Genomic DNA, 16,950 nt, shown 5'->3' on the forward strand with positions numbered 1-16,950 from the left:
ACTGTGACCAGCAAAGTCACCGCCGCGATCGTGGGGTCCGGCAACATCAGCACCGACCTGCTCTACAAGCTGCTGCGCTCGGACAAGATCGAACCCCGTTGGATGATCGGCATCGACCCCGACAGCGAAGGGTTGAAGCGGGCCCGTGGACTCGGTCTGGAGACCTCGGCTGAGGGCGCGGACTGGCTACTCGCGCTCGAGGAGAAACCCGACCTGTTGTTCGAGGCCACCTCCGCCTACGTCCACCGCGAGTACGCCCCCAAATATGCGGCCGCTGGTATTCGTGCGGTCGATTTGACCCCGGCCGCGGTCGGTCCGGCGGTGATCCCGCCGGTGAATCTGGACTCGCTGCGCGATGCACCGAATGTCAACATGATCACCTGCGGTGGTCAGGCCACCATTCCGATGGTCGCGGCCGTATCCCGGGTGGTGCCGGTGGCCTACGCCGAGATCGTGGCGTCGGTGTCGTCGGTGTCGGCCGGACCGGGGACTCGCGCCAATATCGACGAGTTCACCAAGACCACCTCCAAGGGTGTGGAGACCATCGGTGGGGCGCAGCGGGGTAAGGCGATCATCATCTTGAATCCGGCCGAGCCGCCGATGATCATGCGGGACACCATTTTCTGCGCGATCCCCGAAGACGCCGATCGTGACGCGATCGCGGCGAGTATTTTCGCGATGGAGAAGTCGATCCAGGAATACGTGCCCGGTTACCGGTTGCTCAACGATCCGCAGTTCGATGATCCGTCGGTGGTTTCGGGTGGGATGGCGAAGGTGTCGATCTTCGTCGAGGTCGAAGGCGCCGGCGATTTCCTGCCCCCGTACGCGGGCAATCTCGACATCATGACCGCCGCCGCCACCCGTGTGGGTGATGTGGTGGCCGACCAGATCATCTCGGCTCGGGTGTAAGGAGATTCGACCATGACAAATATCCTGAAGCCCTTCTCGGGCGAACTCGATGTGCGCGTCACCGACACCTCGCTGCGTGACGGTTCCCATCACAAGCGGCACCAGTTCACCGTGGACGAGGTGCGCAATATCGTTGCCGCACTCGACGGTTCGGGTGTTCCCGTCATCGAGGTGACCCACGGTGACGGTCTCGGTGGTTCCTCGTTCAACTACGGGTTCTCCAAAACCCCTGAGCAGGAACTGATCAAGGCCGCCGCGGAAACCGCCAAGCAGGCCAAGATCGCCTTCCTCATGCTGCCGGGTGTGGGTGTGAAAGAAGACATCAAGATCTCCCAGGACAACGGCGCGAGCATCTGCCGCATCGCCACCCACTGCACCGAGGCCGACGTCTCGATCCAGCATTTCGGGCTCGCGCGCGAACTCGGCCTGGAGACCGTCGGTTTCCTCATGATGGCCCACTCCACCACCCCGGAGAAGTTGGCCAAGCAGGCCCGCATCATGGCCGACGCGGGCTGCCAATGCGTCTACGTCGTCGACTCGGCGGGCGCGCTCGTCCTCGAACAGGTGTCGGACCGGGTCTCGGCCCTGGTCGCCGAACTCGGCGACGACGCCCAGGTCGGTTTCCACGGCCATGAGAATCTTGGCCTGGCCGTGGCGAATTCGGTCTACGCGGTGCGCGCGGGCGCGACCCAGATCGACGGCTCGGCCCGGCGCTTCGGCGCGGGCGCGGGCAATCTTCCGGTGGAAGCGTTCATCGGCGTCTGCGACAAGCTCGGGATCAAGACCGGCGTCGACTTCTTCGCCGTGACCGACGCCGCGGAGGATGTTGTCCGCCCGGCCATGCCGACCGAATGCCTGCTCGACCGTCAGGCTCTCATGATGGGCTACGCCGGCGTCTATTCCAGCTTCCTCCGCCACGCCGAACGCCAAGCGGAGCGCTACAACGTCTCCGCCGCCGAAATGCTCGTCCGAGCAGGCCAGCGCAAACTCGTAGGCGGCCAAGAAGACCAGCTCATCGACATCGCCTTGGAACTCCAACGCGAAGCCACCACCCCAGCCTGACCTCCCCCGAACGGCGTGCCCCCGGCACGCCGTTCGCCATACCACCAGCTGGACACTCGATCACCACGCCGTGGTGGCGGACCGTTCTCGGCCGATGCCGCCACCAGAGCGTGGTGATCAACCGTCCATGATTAGGGCGCCGCGCGCGGCGAGGGCTGAGTGGATGCGGTCGAGGAAGATGTGGGGGCGGCGGTAGAGGAGGCTCGCGCTCACGCGGATTATTCGCCAGCCGAGGTCGGCGAGGATCGCCGAGCGATCTATGTCCTTCGTCCTTTGGGCCGGATCGGTCCAATGGTGGGCGCCGTCGTATTCGACGCCGACCCGCCATTGTCGCCAGCCCATGTCGAGGCGGGCGACGAAATCGCCGGCCTCGTCGCGAACCACGATCTGGGTCTCCGGTGCCGGGAGCCCGCTTCGGACGATCGACAATCTCGTCAGCGATTCCGGCGGCGATTCCGCCCCGGGGTCGACGAGCGGCATGATCTCGCGAATCCGCACGCAACCGCGCTCACCCAGGTGTTCCGCGGCGAAAGCGGTCACGGTGTCGAGAGCGAGTTTCGTTGCCCGACAAAGGGCGTCGAGTATCGGTAGCGAGTTCTCCGGCGCGAGATTTCGAGCGAGATCGAACGCGGTGCGACTCGGAGTCGTCACCGGAAATCCGTCGACAACGCATAGTTCGTGCTCGGCTATGCGGACCTGCCGAGTCCTGATCCATGCGGGCGGCCGTCGATAGGAAGGCACCGCGATCTCCGCGGGAAGATCCGGATCGATCCATCGGGTTCCGAACATCGCCGCCGCCGAATACCCGATGAGTCACCAGAGCGTGCTGATCGCTTGACCAGCGGGTTTGTGTCGGAGGGGCAGGGTGGCGGCATCGGCCGAGAACGGTCCGCCACCAGGGCGTGGTGATCAACTGTCCACCTGGGAAAACCGCTGGACGGGGAGGATATAAGTGAGGGATGAGCGAAAGCGCGATGGGCACGTTTTTCTGTGGGGGCGAGATCGGGGCTCGGATCGAGCGGGCCGAGGTCGACGCCATTGTCGGGGCGGTGCGTGCGGCGAAAACGCGCGGAGCCGGCGGGTTCGTTCGCGAGTTCGGTGGCGGGGCCGCCTGTTTCGCGGAGCCGGGATCGCCGTTGAACAAGGTCGTCGGGATCGGGTTCGGCGAAATTCCGTCTTCGACCGAGTGGGACGACGTCGAGGCGGCGTACGCGGCGGTGGGAATTCCGGTGCAGGTCGAATTGGCGCATCTGGCGGATCCGCGGATCGGAGCGGAGCTCACCGGGCGCGGATACCGGCTCATGTCGTTCGAGGACGTGCTCGGAATCGAACTCGCAGGGCGAACCTGGGCGGCCCCGGCCGGCGTCGAGGTTCGGCGGGCCGACGAGGACGGTTTCGACACGTGGCTCGATGTGGCCGTCGACGGCTTCGCCCATCCCGACGAGGACGGGCTCCCCGCGCATGAGGAATTCCCGCGCGACGCACTCGCTGCGGTCATGCGAGACATGGCTTCCGACAACGACACCCGGATCTATATCGCCTATCGCGACGGCGCACCGGCCGGCGCGGCGAACATGCGCGTCGCGGCCGGCATCGCGTCCCTCGCGGGCGCGTCGACATTGGTCGCGCACCGGCGACACGGCGTCCAGACCGCCCTCCTGTCCGCCCGATTGACCGAAGCCGCTGTAGAAGGCTGCGACCTCGCGGTCGTCACCACCCAGCCCGGCTCCAAATCCCAGCGAAACGTCCAGGGCCGAGGATTTTCACTCCTCTACACCCGCGCGGTACTCGTCAAAGAGGTGTGACCACCGGGTGGCCTCCGCTCAGCTGCCGGGACGCCATCCCCCTGGATTAATGGCGCGGCGATACGGCGTCGACCGGTTCCAGCGCCACATCGTCGCTCCATGCCGGGCGTGCGGACCTTGGTCGCTGAGCGGAAGCTTGGTCGCCGAGTACTGCGCCAGCCGTTGGTCGCTGGGTGCTGTGGTCGCTGGGTGTTGCGTGCGAGCTGTGGTCGCCGGGTGCTGCGCGGGCCTTGGACACGGAGCGTGCGCGGGCCATGGCCACGAGGCGGGTTGTGAGTGGGCAGGTTGCGTAGCAGCCACGACAGCGTCACTGGCCGTCGACGCGCTCACCGGTGCGTGGGGCAACAGCGACGGCATGCACGCCCGCTCCACGCCGCCACCGCCGGGTGGGCGGAGCTCGGTCGTCGGCGAGGCCGAACGGACCTGGACACCGGGCGACTCGCCAGGGTGTGGTCACAGGGTCTTGATCGCCTGGGTGATTCGGTTCGCGCGGGTGGTGGGGTCGGTGGCTTTGAGGATCGGGAGGAAGAGTCGGTATTGCTCGGAGCGGCTCAGGGCGTTGTAGGCGGTGCGGCGGGCGGGGGTGGCGTCGAGGGCGGCGAGGAGGTCGGGTGGGGTTTCGGCGGTGCGCTGGCGTTCGTAGGCGCCGGCCCAGCGGCCGTCGGCTATCGCTTCCTCGATCGCCGCGAAACCGGCGGGGCGCATCCGTCCTGCTGCGATGAGCGCTTCGGCTTTCTCGACATTGACCTGCGACCAGGGGCTGCGGGCTCGGCGGGGGGAGTAGCGCTGCAGGTAGTGGTGGGTGTCGAGGGTGCGGCGATGACTGTCGATCCAGCCGTAGCAGAGGGCGCCGGCGAGCGTCTCGGTGATCGTCACCGAGGGCTCGGGGGCGCCCTTCTTGGCGATTCGTACCCATACTTCGCCCGCGTCGGCGTGGTTGTCGGCCAGCCACGTCTCCCATTCGGCGGCGTCGACGCAGGTGATGAATTCGATGCTCGCGTTCATGAGAACCATCCTGCTCGCCAAAGTGCTCATCAAATGAGCAGTTTTCTCGCGACGTTGTCCGGAGAATCAGGCGATGGCGAGGGCGGTCAGCAAGGTGCGGGCACCCTGCTTGGCGTGCTCGGTGCGGTCGACGCCCTGGAGGTGGAAGGCCCAGTGGGCTTCGAAGAGGCAGGCGAGGGCGTAGGCGGTGGCGGAGACCTGTTCGGGCGATGCCGCCGGGTAGGCGGTACCGAGTTGGTGCTCCAGGCCGGGTAGCCAGCGTTCGTTCCAGAGTTCGGTGAGTCGTTGGCGGACAACCGGTTCGCGGGCGGCGAGAGCGACGAGCTCACACCACACGACCAGGTCGTCGCGTTGCGCGTAGGCGCCCGGCTCGAACATCCGCGCCACCCGATCCTCGATCGGGGAGTCGGCGCCCAGGCGCAACAGGGTGTCGCCGTACTCCGCCACGGCGTCGGTGATGAACGCCTGCATGAGTCCGTCCCTGCTGCCGAAGTAGTGCAGCACGAGGGTTCTCTGCACGCCCGCCGCCGCGGCGACGCGCGACAGCGTCGTGTTCGCGAATCCGTCGGCCGCGACCACCGAGCGCGCGGCCCGCAGGATCTGTGCGCCCCGCTCCTTGGCCTTGCTCGGGCGGCCGACTTTATTTACTGTCATGTTAGTCAATATATTCAAGGGGAGGCCGACATGCGAGTTCTGGCACTGGGTGGGGCAGGGGAGATGGGCCGGGTCGCGGCGCGGATCCTACGAGCTGACAGCGGGGTGAGCACCCTGACGATCGCCGATCGGGACGAGGCAGCGGCACGCAAGGTCGCCGCGGAGCTGGACGCCGACGCGCGCGGCCTCGACGTGACCGACGGTCCGGCGCTGACGCGGGCACTGCGCGAGGCGGACCTCGTGGTGAACACGGTCGGCCCGTACTTCCGCTTCGGCCCACCGATCCTGTCCGCCGCGATCGACGCGCGCTGCGACTACATCGACATCTGCGACGACCCGCAACCGACCGTCGACATGCTGGAACTGGACGCGCGGGCCAAGGCGGCAGGCGTGACCGCGCTACTCGGCATGGGCGCCAGCCCCGGCGTCGCCAACCTGCTCGCGGTGCGGGCCGGTGCCGAACTCGACGAAGTCGACTCCCTGGTCACCGGCTGGAACATCCACTCGGCCCACACCGAAGCGGAAACCGCGGGCCCGACGGCCGCGGTCGTCCACGGCATGCGTCAGATCAGCGGGAACATCCCGGTGACGCGCAACGGCGAGCGCACCGAACGCCCTGCGCTGGAACGTTTCCGGCTCGACTACCCCGGCCTCGGCACTGGCGAGGGCCGCAGCTTCGGGCACCCGGAGGCGATCACCTTGCCGCTGGCCTTTCCCGGCCTGCGCGCCGCGACCTCGGTGGTCGTCGCCGATCGCCCGACCACGGCCGCCTTGCGCGCGCTGCGCTGGTCCATCGATCACCGCCTGCTGACGCTCGACCGGGCGGCCCGCCTCGCCGTCCGCGTCGAGTGACTGCTCCCCGCCGACCCGGCGACGCTCGTCGCCGCTGGTGGCCTCCCGCCGCTGTTCGCGCTCGCCACCGGCCTGCGCGACGGCGCACCCGCGACGGCGGCCACCGCCCTGTGCCAGGTCCCCGGCCTGTCGATGGCCGAGAACACCGGCGTCCCACTGGCTGTCGGCGCTCTGCTCATGGCCGCCGCCCCGAATCCGGGCGTGCACGCCCCCGAGACCCTGCTCGACCCGGACCGCTTCTTCACTGCCTTCGCCCCACACTGCATCGGCCACCCCGACCCGACCGCGATGACGATCACCACCCGCAGCTGGTCGTCCCCCGAAACCAACACGGCGACACTCTCATCCGCGCTTCTCACCGCATTGCTCGCCGCCCACTGAGCCGCGCCGTGGAGGCAGGCTTCATGCGCTCGGGTCCCTCCATGCAGCGGAATCGGGCGTACCCAGGAATCGGCCGTGCTGCAACTGGGCTCGTGCTCCGCACCGGTCCATGACCCCGTTCGCCGGAAGACGAACGGGGCTACCGAGACTCACAACCAGGTGTCGAGGCTGGTCGTCGTGAGGAAGTGGTCCAGGTCCGCGCGCCAGGGTGCGGGCGTGGTCTTGTCCGGCTCGATGCCGGTGTACTGGCCGCGGTAGAACAGCAGCGGGCGGCCGTTGGTCGTCGCGGATTCCGCGAGCGACTGGACGCGGCCGATCACGATGTAGTGGTCACCGCCGTCGACCACGGAGTCGACCGTGCACTCGATGGTGGCCAGCGAATCGTCGAGCACGGGCACGCCGAGATCCGAAGTGTGCCAAGGGACTCCGGCGAACTTGTCGGCCTCGCGGGAACCGAAGCGCGCGCAGGTCGGCTGCTGTTCCTCGGCGAGCACGTTCACGCAGAACTTGCCCGCCGCCTCGATCGCCGCCCACGAGCGCGACCCCTTGGTGGGGCAGAACAGCACGAGCGGCGGATCGAGGGAGAGCGCGGCGAAGGACTGACAGGCGAACCCGATCGGCTCCCCTTCGGGATCGAGCGCGGTGATCACGGTGATGCCGGTGCAGAACTGCCCCAGCACGTTACGGAATTGCCGGCCGTCGATCGCCGGTGTCTGTTCGGTCATGTCCGTCGCCGCCATTCCCTAGTCCTGCTTGAATCCGACGGTGAAGTCGTGGCCCCACAGGCTGACCGCGGTGGATTCGCGGGCGACCCAGTCGTCATCGTCGACTTCCAGTCCCTCGCAGCCGAATTCGATGTCGAAGCCGCCCGGGGTCTTCATGTAGAAGGACAGCATCTTGTCGTTGATGTGCCTGCCGAGGGTGGCCGACATCTTCACCTTCTTGCGCAGGGCGCGGTCCAGGCAGAGGCCGACATCGTCGGAGTTCTCCACCTCGACCATGAGGTGCACGATGCCGGTCGGGTTCGGCAGCGGCAGGAACGCCAGCGCGTGGTGGCGCGGGTTGCAGCCGTAGAAGCGCAGCCAGGCCGGATCGCCGTCGGCGGGACGGCCGACCATCTGCGGGGGCAGGCGCATGGAGTCGCGCAGCCGGAAACCGAGCACGTCCTGGTAGAACGCCTGGGCGGCGGCATCGTCGGTGCAGGTCAGCACCACGTGGCCGAGACCTTGCTCGGCGGTGACGAACTTGTGGCCGTAGGGGCTCACGAAGCGGCGGCCCAGGTACTGCGCGCCGTAGAACGCCTCGAGGGTGTTGCCCGAGGGATCCTGGAACCGGATCATGCCCTCGACGCGGCGCTCGCCCAGTTCTTCCTTGGTGCCCTCGGTGTAGTCGACCCCGGCCTTGTCCAGGGTCTCGCGCAGCTGCTGCAGGCCACGCGCGTCGGTGACCTCCCAGCCCGAGACGAGAAGGCGGTCCTGCTCGCCGGGGACGATCACCAGCCGGGCGGCGAAATCGTCCATGCGCAGGTAGAGCGCGTCGGGATTGTTCCCGGAGCCCTCCATCATGCCGAGCACCTTGAGGCCGTACTCGCGCCAGGCCGCCATGTCGGTGGCCTCGATGCGCATGTAGCCCAGGGCACGAATGCTCATTGCTTGTCTCCGAGGAAATCGAGGGTGAGCCGGTTGAACTCGTCGAACTTCTCCAGCTGGGCCCAGTGGCCGCAGCCACCGAACACATGCAACTGCACGCGCGGGATCACCTTGGTGGCGACGAGCGCGCCGTCGAGCGGGTTGACCCGATCCTCGCGACCCCAGATGAGCAGTACCGGCTGGCGCAGCTTGTACGCGTCACGCCACAGCATGCCCTTCTCGAAGTCGGCGCCGGCGAAGGACTTGCCCATCGCGCGCACGGCGGCCAGCGATTCGGGGGTGCTCGCCAGGGCGAAGCGCTCGTCGATCAGTTCCTCGGTGATCAGCGACTGGTCAAAGACCATGATCCGCAGGAACTTCTCCAGGTTCTCCCTGGTCGGCGCGTAGCTGAAGGCCGAGAGCAGCTTGACACCCTCGGTCGGATCGGGCGCGAACAGGTTGGTGCTCAGCCCACCGGGGCCCATCAGCACGAGCTTGCCAGCGCGCTTGGGGTTGTCGAGGGCGAAGCGCACCGAGGTGCCGCCGCCGAGTGAGTTGCCGAGCAGGTGCACGCGGTCGGTGATCTGCAGGTGGTCCAGCAGCGCGAGCAGCGCGGTGGACGCGTGCACGAAGTACTGCGGGTGGTCGACCGGCTTGTCGGACCTGCCGAAGCCGGGCTGATCGAGCGCGATCACGTGGAAGTTCTCGGCCAGCACCGGGATGTTGCGGGCGAAGTTCGACCACGCCGAGGCGCCGGGGCCGCCGCCGTGCAGCAGCACGATCGTGGGGCCGTTGCCGACGCCCGCCTCGTGGTAGTGCAGCTTCAGCTCGGGGGTGACCTGCGCGTAGCGGGAGGTCGATGCATAGGTGAGTTCAGCGGTCTGGGTCATCGGCTACACCATGGCGTCGGTGACGGGCAGACCGAACTCGTGCGTGCCGTACATGACGTAGGCGCGCTCGGGATCGTTGGCCGCGTGCACTCGCCCGGCGTGCGCGTCACGCCAGAAGCGCTGCAGCGGTGTGCCGTTGGCCAGGGCGGTCGCGCCCGAGGACTCGAAGAGCTTGTCGATCGAGGCGATCACCCGGCCGGTCGCGCGGACCTGGTCGCGGCGGGCGCGCACGCGCAGGTCGAACGGCACTTCCTGGCCGGCCTGCAGCAGCGCGTACTCCTCGGCGACATTGCCCGAGAGCTGACGCCACGCGGCGTCGATGTCGCTGGCCGCCTCGGCCACGCGCACCTTGGCGAACGGATCGTCCTTGGCGTTCTCTCCGGCGAAGGCCGCGCGCACGCGCTTGCCCTGGTGCTCGACGTGCGCCTCGTAGGCGCCGTAGCCCATGCCGACGATCGGCGCGGAGATGGTGGTCGGGTGGATGGTGCCCCACGGCATCTTGTAGACGGCGTCGGGGTTCTGTGCGAGGCCGGGTGCGCGGCCCTCGCTCATCGCGCGGAAGCTCAGGAACCGGTGCGTGGGGACGAAGACGTCCTCGACCACGACGGTGTTGGAGCCGGTGCCGCGCAGGCCGACGACGTTCCAGACGTCATCGATGCGGTAGTCCGAGCGCGGGATCAGGAAGGAGCCGAAGTCGACGGGCTTGCCGTTCTTGATCACCGGACCGCCGAGCACCGCCCAGGTGGCGTGATCGGAACCCGAGGACCAGGCCCACGAACCGCGCACGATGTAGCCGCCGTCGACGGCCTGGCCCGCGCCCATCGGGGCGTAGGAGGACGAGATGCGCACATCGGTGTCCTCGCCCCAGACGTCTTCCTGGGCCTGCTGATCGAACAGCGCGAGGTGCCAATTGTGCACGCCGATGATGCCGGCGACCCAACCGGTGGAGCCGCAGGCGCTGGCGATCTTGCGCACGGTGTCGTAGAAGACCACCGGGTCGGCGGCGTGGCCGCCCCACTGCTTGGGCTGGAGCAGCCGGAAGAAGCCGGTCTCCTGCAGCGCCTTCATGGATTCGTCGGGAATGCGGCGCAGGTCCTCGGCCTCCTGCGCACGTTCACGCAGTGTCGGCAGCAGTGCCTCGACCCGTTCGGTCACTTCTTGCGTCATTTCGGAGCCCGCTCCTGCCTTGTCGGATCGACAACCGGTTCTTGTTCGACTCTGAGATTAGAACAGGTTCTCATTTCTGTCGAGAACATAGCCCCACCTCGGATATAACAAGGGCGTGGAGCGAAGTTCGCTGGACAGCTGGCGTGAAGCGGCCTCGTTTTGTAACGTGTTCTAGTGAACAAGGAGGGTTCGGGATGGCAGTCAACCCCAAGGTGAGGGAACTCGATGTCGGCACAACGCCGACAAGGTTTGCGCGCGGCTGGCACTGTGTCGGCCTCGCGAAGACGTTCCGTGACGGTAAGCCGCACGCGGTCGAGATCTTCGGGACCAAGCTCGTGGTCTGGACCGACACCAACGACGAGATCCGCGTGCTCGACGCCTATTGCAGGCATATGGGCGGCGACCTGAGCATGGGCACGGTGAAGGGCGACGACATCGCCTGCCCGTTCCACGACTGGCGCTGGGGCGCCAGCGGCAAGTGCACGTCGATCCCCTACGGCCGCCGCGTGCCGCCCCTGGCCCGCACCAGGAAGTGGACGACGCTCGAGCGCAACGGCCAGCTGTTCGTCTGGCACGACCACGAGGGCAATCAGCCGCCCCCGGAGGTCACGATCCCGCACATCGAGGGCGTGTACACCGACGCCGAGGGCAACCCGAGCGAGACCCACGACAGCGGCTGGACCGACTGGACGTGGAACTCGCTGCTGATCGAGGGCGCCAACTGCCGCGAGATCATCGACAACGTCGTGGACATGGCGCACTTCTTCTACATCCACTACGCCTTCCCGACGTACTTCAAGAACGTCTTCGAAGGCCATGTGGCGACCCAGTTCCTGGAGACCAAGGGTCGCCCGGACGTGGGCATGGCGGCCAAGCACGGCGGTGAGACGCTGCTGAAGTCCGAGGCGTCGTACTTCGGCCCGTCCTACATGATCAACCCGCTGATCAACATCTACAGCGGGTACGAGATGAAGGTCGTGCTGATCAACTGCCACTACCCGGTCAGCCAGGACTCGTTCGTGCTGCAGTGGGGCCTGACGGTCGAGAAGCCCAAGGGCATCGACGACGCGACCGCCACCAAACTGGCGCAGACCATGACCACCTTCTTCGGCGACGGCTTCCTGCAGGACGTCGAGATCTGGAAGCACAAGTCCAAGGTCGAGAATCCGCTGCTGTGCGAGGAGGACGGCCCGGTCTACCAGCTGCGCCGCTGGTACGACCAGTTCTACGTGGACGTCGCCGATGTCACCGACAAGATGACGCAGCGCTTCGAGTTCGAGGTCGACACGACCAAGGCGAACGAGGCGTGGGAGGCCGAGGTGGCGGAGAACCTGCGCCGCCGGGCCGAGTCCGAGGAAGCGGGCGTGTAGCCATGTTACCGGGGTCGGGCAATCCACATGGTTCGCCGGAGTCGAAGCAGCGCGCATCGACTCCACCCACCTGGGCCAAAGCCCCCGACTTCGCCGATCAGCCGGCGCGGCAGGCCGCGGTGCGGGCCCAGACCACGGTCGACAAGCAGCGCTATCTGGACGACGGCCTGACACCGCTGCGGTGTCAGGCCTGCTCGTCGGAGGTGCTGGTGCGCAAGTCCAGCGCGCACCAGACCTCGGTGCAGTGGACCGAACCGCCCGAGACGCACTGCCCGGTCTTCGCGGCGCTCAACGCGAAGGGCCCGCGGCCCGGCAGGCCGGATTCGTGTCCCTCGCTGGAGAAGTCGATCAAGTGGGCGGTCGACGAGGGCGTCATCGAGGTGCTCGAATAGTCAGCTGAACGGAGAGTCGGGGCGGTCCTGGCGGACGCCGTCGAGGTAGATGTCGACCTTCTCGTTGTAGAAGCAGGCCAGGCCCGCGATCTTCTGACTCTCCGGCAGCGGCGTGCGGTAGATCCAGACGATGTCGCGATACTCCTTGTCCCCGACCCGCACGTTCCAGTAGTCGGCGGTGCCCTTGTACGGGCAGCTGGTGTGCGTGTCGGACGGGCTGAGCAGATCCATCCGGACATCGGGCAGCGGCAGGTAATACCGTGCGGGCAAACCGGTTTCGAACAGGATGCGCGGTGAGGACGAGTCGGCGACGGTGACGCCGTCGATCTCGACGCGCACATTCCGTGAGCTGCCGAGGATGTCGACCCGCGCATACGGATCGCGCGGGTGGACGAAGATCGGCTCGTCCTCCTCGAACCAATCGAAGGTGTCGAAGTCCAGGCGCACAGCGTCTTTCAGATCCGGCAGCGGTGAGTCCGGGTAGCGCAGCGCCGCGCCCTCGGCTCGCGTGCCGTCGACCACCACGTCGTAGCCCGTGCCCTCGCCCCGGCTGGGGGAGTGCTCGTCGGCTCCGTTGGGTTCCAGATCGGCCCGGACATCGGTCAGCGGGACGTAGTAGGTCGGATAGTAGGGAATCTCCCAGACCAGCAACGGCCGCAGCGTATCGGCCACCAGCCGGCCGCCGAGATAGGCGCGCACCCGCTTCTGGCCCCGCTCGGTCCTGACCCGCCCGCGCTTGTCGTCGCTCATGACCTCGACGCTACGCCGGACGGGTGACACCCGCGCCGACGAAAACCGCTCCCGCTGCTCAGAGCAGGGGAGCGGTTCGGCGGGGACCGGTCAGTCGCCGACGGTGATGGCCTGGGCCTCCTCGACGCTGTGCGGGGCCGGGTCGTGGTCGTCGATATGGGCCAGGGCGCCACGGCCGAGCAGCAGCACCGCCACGCCCGCGGCGGTGCACGCGGCACCGAGCCAGAAGGGCAGCGAGATGCTGTGCTCGCCGAGCTTGCCCGCCACCCACGGCGCCGCGGCGCCGCCGGCGAACCTGACGAAGCTGTAGGCCGCCGAGGCGGTGGAGCGCTCGACCGGCGCCGAGATCATCACGGCCTCGGTGATCAGGGTGTTGTTCACACCGAGGAACAGGCCTGCGATCACGACGCCGACGATCAGCACGATCTTGTGCTCGGCGAACAGGCCCATCACGGCCAGGTCGGCGGCGAACAGCGCCAGCGAGACCGCCATCATCGGCAGGGTGCCGAAGCGCGCCTGGAGTTTCGGCGCGAAGAACACCGAGGCCACCGCCAGCAGGATGCCCCAGCCGCAGAAGATGAAGCCGATCGCGTAGGTGCCCATGTCCAGGGGGAACGGGGTGTAGGCGAGCAGGGTGAAGAAGCCGAAGTTGTAGAGCAGCGCGGTGATGCTGACGGTCAGCAGGCCCCTGTGGCGCAGGGCTTTGAACGGCGCGGTGATCGAGGTCGGCTTGGCCGGTTTGGGCATCTCGGGCAGCAGCACGACGATCGCGACGAGGGCGATGGTCATCAGCACCGAGACGCCGAAGAACGGTCCGCGCCAGCTGATTCCGCCGAGCAGCCCGCCCAGCAGCGGTCCGGTCGCGATGCCGATGCCGAGCGCGGCCTCGTAGAGGATGATCGCCTTGGCCACGCCGCCGCTGGCCGCGCCGACGATGGTGGCCAGCGCCGTCGCGATGAACAGCGCGTTGCCGAGTCCCCAACCCGCGCGGAAGCCGATGATCTCGCCGATGGTGCTCGAACTGCCTGCCAGCGCGGCGAACACGATGATGATCGCCAGGCCGGACAGCAGCGTCTTCTTCGCGCCGAAGCGGCTGGAGATCACGCCGGTGACCAGCATGGCGACGCCGGTGACGGCCATGTAGCTGGTGAACAGCAGCGAGACCTGCGAGGGGCTCGCGTGCAGCTGTTCGCCGATCGGCTTGAGAATGGGGTCGACCAGACCGATGCCCATGAACGCGATGACACTCGCGAAGGCGACGGCCCAGACGGCCTTGGGTTGTCCGGTCGAGGTGGCGGCGGCGGTGTCGTCGTCGGCGCGAGTCAACTCGGGGATGCTCACTAGCGCTCCTGATGGTTACTGGTGACCGCGGGCAACCGCACGCAGGGCTGTCAGCAGGTCGTTCATGTCGGTGTCGAGGCGGATCAGCCGATCGAGGTCGAAATCGGTGAGGCCGGGGGCCACGGCGGCCGCGAAGGAGCGCCTGGCCTGGGTGAGGCGGGTTCGGCCCGCCGGGGTCAGTTCGACGAGAACCGCCCTGGAGTCCTGCGGGTCCTTCGTGCGGGAAGCGAGTCCGTCGGCGACGAGTCGGCCGATCAGCGCCGTTGCCGCCGGTTGGGAACATCGATCGATCCGGGCGAACTCGCTGACCCGCATGCCGCCGTGCTCGTCGAGTACGGCGAGGGCGCGCAGGACCGCGCGGGGCAGGTCGTCATCACTGATCGCCCCGGCGAGCCGGGTGAGCCGACCGGCAGTCACCAGGAGATCGACCACGATGTCGTCCGGGGAGGGCTGCTCTGTCTGCTGCACGCCCCATATTATTGCATAAGCTAACTATCTAATACCAGGGTTGTGCGGTGAAACGGCGCACACACGCCGAAGCCCCGGCCGCCGAAGGGGCGACCGGGGCTTCGGAAGTGGTTCTGACCTGCGGCTACGCCGCCACCGGGCGGCGGCCGGTGCCGAACAGTTCGGCGGTGGCGTGTGCGCGCTTGAAGTAGAGATGCGCGTCGTGTTCCCAGGTGATGGCGATGCCGCCGTGCAGTTGGATGGTCTCCGCGGCGACGTGCGAGAAGGTCTCCGTGCAGTGCTTGCGCGCCACGTAGACGTCCTCGGCCACGCTCGCACTGTCCTCGGCGAGGGCCTGTGCCGCCGCCAGCGCCGTGGACTCCGCCGACTCCACCAGCACGTACATGTCGGCCATCCGGTGCTTGAGCGCCTGGAAGCTGCCGATCGGCCTGCCGAACTGCACGCGCGATGCGGTGTACTCGACCGTCATGTCCAGGCAGCGCCTTGCCGCGCCGACCTGCTCCGCCGCGACGGCGGCCCAGGCGATCTCGCGCAAGCGGGTGCGCAGCGCGGCCGGGTCGCCCGTGCCGATCCGGGTGGCGGGGGTGCCGGTGAAGGTGATCGAGGCCAGCTTGCGGGTGGGGTCGAGGGCGGGCGTCGGCGTCACAGTGACGCCCGCCGCCTCGGGTGTGGTCTCGAACAGGCCCTCCTCGGTGAGCACGAGCAGGAGCTGTGCCTGTGCCCCGTGCAGCACGTAATGCGCTGTGCCGTCGAGCTTTCCGTCGGCGGACCGGACGCCGGAGGAGTCCCAGCCCGCCGCGTCGGCCCAGCACAGCGCCGCCGTCCGCGAACCCTCGGCCAGGTCCGGCAGCAGGCGTTCGCAGGCCTGCTCGTCGCCGGCGAGCAGAATCGCCTGCACACCGAGGACGGCGGAACCGAGCATCGGGACACCGGCCAGCGTGGCGCCGAGTTCGCCCACCACCATGAGTGATTCGACCAGCCCGGCACCGGCGCCGCCCCACTCCTCCGGCACCGCCAACGCGGCGACACCCACCTGCTCGCACAGCATGGCCCACAGCTTCGGGTCGTACCCGAGCTCGGTGTCCATGGCGGCACGGAGTGCGGCGGGCGTCGCGTGCTTGCTCAGCAGCGCGCGCACGCTGGTCCTGAATTCGAGCAGTTCGTTCGATGACATGAGACTCCTCCCTCAGACCGCGGCGGGCTCGCGCAGCGCGGTCGCGATGCGGCCCCGATGGAAATCGGCGGTGCCCCAGGCGGTGCGCAGGGCGGTAACCCTGGTGAGCCACAGCGACAGATCGCATTCGGCGGTGTAGCCGATGGCGCCGTGCACCTGGAGGCCGACACGCGCGGCGCGATGTGCCGCGTCGCCGCAGGCCACGAGCGCGGCCGACACATCGCGGGCGCGATCGGCCGAATCCAGCGTGAGCGCCGCGCGGTAGACCAGCGGCTCGGCCAGATCCAGCGCGATCAGCACATCGGCGAGCTGCTGCTTCACGGCCTGGAACTCGCCGATCACCCGGCCGAACTGCTTGCGCTGCTTGGCGTAGGTGGTGGTCTGCTCGAGAATCGCCCGGCCCGCGCCGAGCAGCTGGGCGGCGCAGGCGAGCACGCCGACGTCGAAGGCGTGATCGAGCGCGGCCGCGACCTCGTCACCCTCGGCGAGGGTGGTGCCGGTGGCGACGCGGAAAAGCTTGCGCGCCGGGTCGATCGAGCTGAGCGGCTCCGCGACATCGGCCTGGTGGAGCGCGGCCGTAGCGCTGACCTCGCCGGGCGCGTCCGCCGCGCTGTGGCCGAGCGCGAGGCGACCGCCCGCCGCGAGCAGCACCACATCGGCCGCCGCCGCGTCGAGGGCGATGCCGCGCTGCGGATCGACGAAGGTGATGGTGCCAAGCGATTCGCCGCTCGCCAAGGCGGGCAGCCTCTGCTGCGCGGTGCCCGCGTCGGGAAGACGTTGCAGCAGAGCGGGAATCACGGCGGCGGACTCGATCACCGGGCCCGGCAGCGCGGCGCGCCCTGTTTCGATCAGGGCGACGACCAGGTCGACCGGGGTGGCGTCGGCGCCGTCGTACTTCTCGTCGACGATGAGGCCGAAGACGCCCATCTCGGCGAGCTGGCGCAGCAGGGCGCGGCCCTTGTCGGTGTCACCGGCGGACCAGGCGCGCACGGCGGCGGGCACCTGCCCGGCCTCGAGGATCTTGCGCAGCTCGGCCGCGAAGTCGAGCTGTTCGGTGCTGAGCGCGAATCTCATCGCGAGCCTCCTGTGATCGGGCGGGAGC

At 68.2% G+C, this 16,950-nt stretch carries 19 protein-coding genes; 7 read left to right on the forward strand and 12 right to left on the reverse strand.

The features are described 5' to 3' along the window. The first annotated feature begins 3 nt into the window (after window positions 1-3). Together AB0H56_RS23625 and dmpG are read left to right on the forward strand one after the other, a co-directional pair. Window positions 4-909, forward strand: coding sequence for an acetaldehyde dehydrogenase (acetylating) (locus AB0H56_RS23625; RefSeq protein ID WP_357167504.1), 906 nt, complete (start codon window positions 4-6; stop codon window positions 907-909). A gap of 12 nt (window positions 910-921) precedes the next feature. Next, window positions 922-1,971 carry a 4-hydroxy-2-oxovalerate aldolase gene (gene dmpG, locus AB0H56_RS23630; protein WP_232996288.1) on the forward strand — a complete coding sequence of 350 codons (1,050 nt, stop codon included), beginning with the start codon at window positions 922-924 and terminating at the stop codon, window positions 1,969-1,971. Between the two features lie 117 nt (window positions 1,972-2,088). Here dmpG and AB0H56_RS23635 read toward each other — a convergent pair whose 3' ends face one another. Next, window positions 2,089-2,451 (reverse strand): DUF559 domain-containing protein, encoded by a 363-nt coding sequence (locus AB0H56_RS23635; protein ID WP_357167161.1) that lies wholly within the window; start codon window positions 2,449-2,451, stop codon window positions 2,089-2,091. A gap of 479 nt (window positions 2,452-2,930) precedes the next feature. Here AB0H56_RS23635 and AB0H56_RS23640 point away from each other — a divergent pair, with 479 nt between their 5' ends. Then, a complete protein-coding gene (locus AB0H56_RS23640; RefSeq protein ID WP_357167164.1) occupies window positions 2,931-3,776 on the forward strand; it encodes a GNAT family N-acetyltransferase in 846 nt (281 codons plus the stop codon). A gap of 453 nt (window positions 3,777-4,229) precedes the next feature. Here the strand turns inward: AB0H56_RS23640 and AB0H56_RS23645 are convergent, their stop codons facing one another. Then, a complete protein-coding gene (locus tag AB0H56_RS23645; RefSeq protein ID WP_357167167.1) occupies window positions 4,230-4,781 on the reverse strand; it encodes a YdeI/OmpD-associated family protein in 552 nt (183 codons plus the stop codon). 66 nt (window positions 4,782-4,847) lie between these two features. After that, a complete protein-coding gene (locus tag AB0H56_RS23650) occupies window positions 4,848-5,435 on the reverse strand; it encodes a TetR/AcrR family transcriptional regulator (protein ID WP_357167170.1) in 588 nt (195 codons plus the stop codon). Between the two features lie 30 nt (window positions 5,436-5,465). Here AB0H56_RS23650 and AB0H56_RS23655 point away from each other — a divergent pair, with 30 nt between their 5' ends. Together AB0H56_RS23655 and AB0H56_RS23660 are read left to right on the forward strand one after the other, a co-directional pair. Then, a complete protein-coding gene (locus AB0H56_RS23655; protein ID WP_357167173.1) occupies window positions 5,466-6,287 on the forward strand; it encodes a saccharopine dehydrogenase NADP-binding domain-containing protein in 822 nt (273 codons plus the stop codon). 132 nt (window positions 6,288-6,419) lie between these two features. Next, window positions 6,420-6,668, forward strand: coding sequence for a hypothetical protein (locus AB0H56_RS23660; protein WP_357167176.1), 249 nt, complete (start codon window positions 6,420-6,422; stop codon window positions 6,666-6,668). Between the two features lie 149 nt (window positions 6,669-6,817). Here the strand turns inward: AB0H56_RS23660 and hsaB are convergent, their stop codons facing one another. The 4 genes from hsaB to hsaA are packed head-to-tail and all read right to left on the reverse strand — an operon-like array spanning window position 6,818 to window position 10,353. Next, a complete protein-coding gene (gene hsaB / locus AB0H56_RS23665) occupies window positions 6,818-7,393 on the reverse strand; it encodes a 3-hydroxy-9,10-secoandrosta-1,3,5(10)-triene-9,17-dione monooxygenase reductase subunit (protein WP_357167179.1) in 576 nt (191 codons plus the stop codon). 18 nt (window positions 7,394-7,411) lie between these two features. After that, on the reverse strand, window positions 7,412-8,317 hold the full coding sequence (hsaC, locus tag AB0H56_RS23670; protein ID WP_280217141.1) for an iron-dependent extradiol dioxygenase HsaC: 906 nt from the start codon (window positions 8,315-8,317) through the stop codon (window positions 7,412-7,414). Then, window positions 8,314-9,186: a 4,5:9,10-diseco-3-hydroxy-5,9,17-trioxoandrosta-1(10),2-diene-4-oate hydrolase gene (gene hsaD / locus AB0H56_RS23675; RefSeq protein ID WP_357167183.1), complete on the reverse strand. Its 873-nt coding sequence runs from the start codon at window positions 9,184-9,186 to the stop codon at window positions 8,314-8,316. The genes hsaC and hsaD overlap by 4 nt, the downstream gene beginning before the upstream one ends. A 3-nt stretch (window positions 9,187-9,189) precedes the next feature. Then, window positions 9,190-10,353 (reverse strand): 3-hydroxy-9,10-secoandrosta-1,3,5(10)-triene-9,17-dione monooxygenase oxygenase subunit, encoded by a 1,164-nt coding sequence (hsaA, locus tag AB0H56_RS23680; protein ID WP_110037491.1) that lies wholly within the window; start codon window positions 10,351-10,353, stop codon window positions 9,190-9,192. 194 nt (window positions 10,354-10,547) lie between these two features. Between hsaA and AB0H56_RS23685 the strand changes: the two genes are divergently transcribed. Then, complete coding sequence (locus AB0H56_RS23685) at window positions 10,548-11,723, forward strand: Rieske 2Fe-2S domain-containing protein (RefSeq protein WP_357167187.1); 1,176 nt, start codon at window positions 10,548-10,550, stop codon at window positions 11,721-11,723. 2 nt (window positions 11,724-11,725) lie between these two features. Continuing rightward, on the forward strand, window positions 11,726-12,115 hold the full coding sequence (locus AB0H56_RS23690) for a hypothetical protein (RefSeq protein WP_357167190.1): 390 nt from the start codon (window positions 11,726-11,728) through the stop codon (window positions 12,113-12,115). Here the strand turns inward: AB0H56_RS23690 and AB0H56_RS23695 are convergent, their stop codons facing one another. The 5 genes from AB0H56_RS23695 to AB0H56_RS23715 all read right to left on the reverse strand — a co-directional run bounded on the left by AB0H56_RS23695 (window position 12,116) and on the right by AB0H56_RS23715 (window position 16,922). Next, window positions 12,116-12,865: a DUF427 domain-containing protein gene (locus AB0H56_RS23695; protein WP_357167193.1), complete on the reverse strand. Its 750-nt coding sequence runs from the start codon at window positions 12,863-12,865 to the stop codon at window positions 12,116-12,118. It abuts the gene before it with no gap. 90 nt (window positions 12,866-12,955) lie between these two features. Next, window positions 12,956-14,206 (reverse strand): MFS transporter, encoded by a 1,251-nt coding sequence (locus AB0H56_RS23700; RefSeq protein ID WP_357167195.1) that lies wholly within the window; start codon window positions 14,204-14,206, stop codon window positions 12,956-12,958. 15 nt (window positions 14,207-14,221) lie between these two features. Further along, a complete protein-coding gene (locus tag AB0H56_RS23705; protein ID WP_357167197.1) occupies window positions 14,222-14,674 on the reverse strand; it encodes a MarR family transcriptional regulator in 453 nt (150 codons plus the stop codon). 124 nt (window positions 14,675-14,798) lie between these two features. After that, on the reverse strand, window positions 14,799-15,848 hold the full coding sequence (locus AB0H56_RS23710) for an acyl-CoA dehydrogenase family protein (RefSeq protein ID WP_357167199.1): 1,050 nt from the start codon (window positions 15,846-15,848) through the stop codon (window positions 14,799-14,801). 12 nt (window positions 15,849-15,860) lie between these two features. Further along, window positions 15,861-16,922: an acyl-CoA dehydrogenase family protein gene (locus AB0H56_RS23715; RefSeq protein ID WP_357167201.1), complete on the reverse strand. Its 1,062-nt coding sequence runs from the start codon at window positions 16,920-16,922 to the stop codon at window positions 15,861-15,863. Window positions 16,923-16,950 lie beyond the last annotated feature (28 nt).

Source organism: Nocardia sp. NPDC050717 (assembly GCF_040654275.1).
In the GTDB taxonomy this organism is placed as follows: domain Bacteria; phylum Actinomycetota; class Actinomycetes; order Mycobacteriales; family Mycobacteriaceae; genus Nocardia.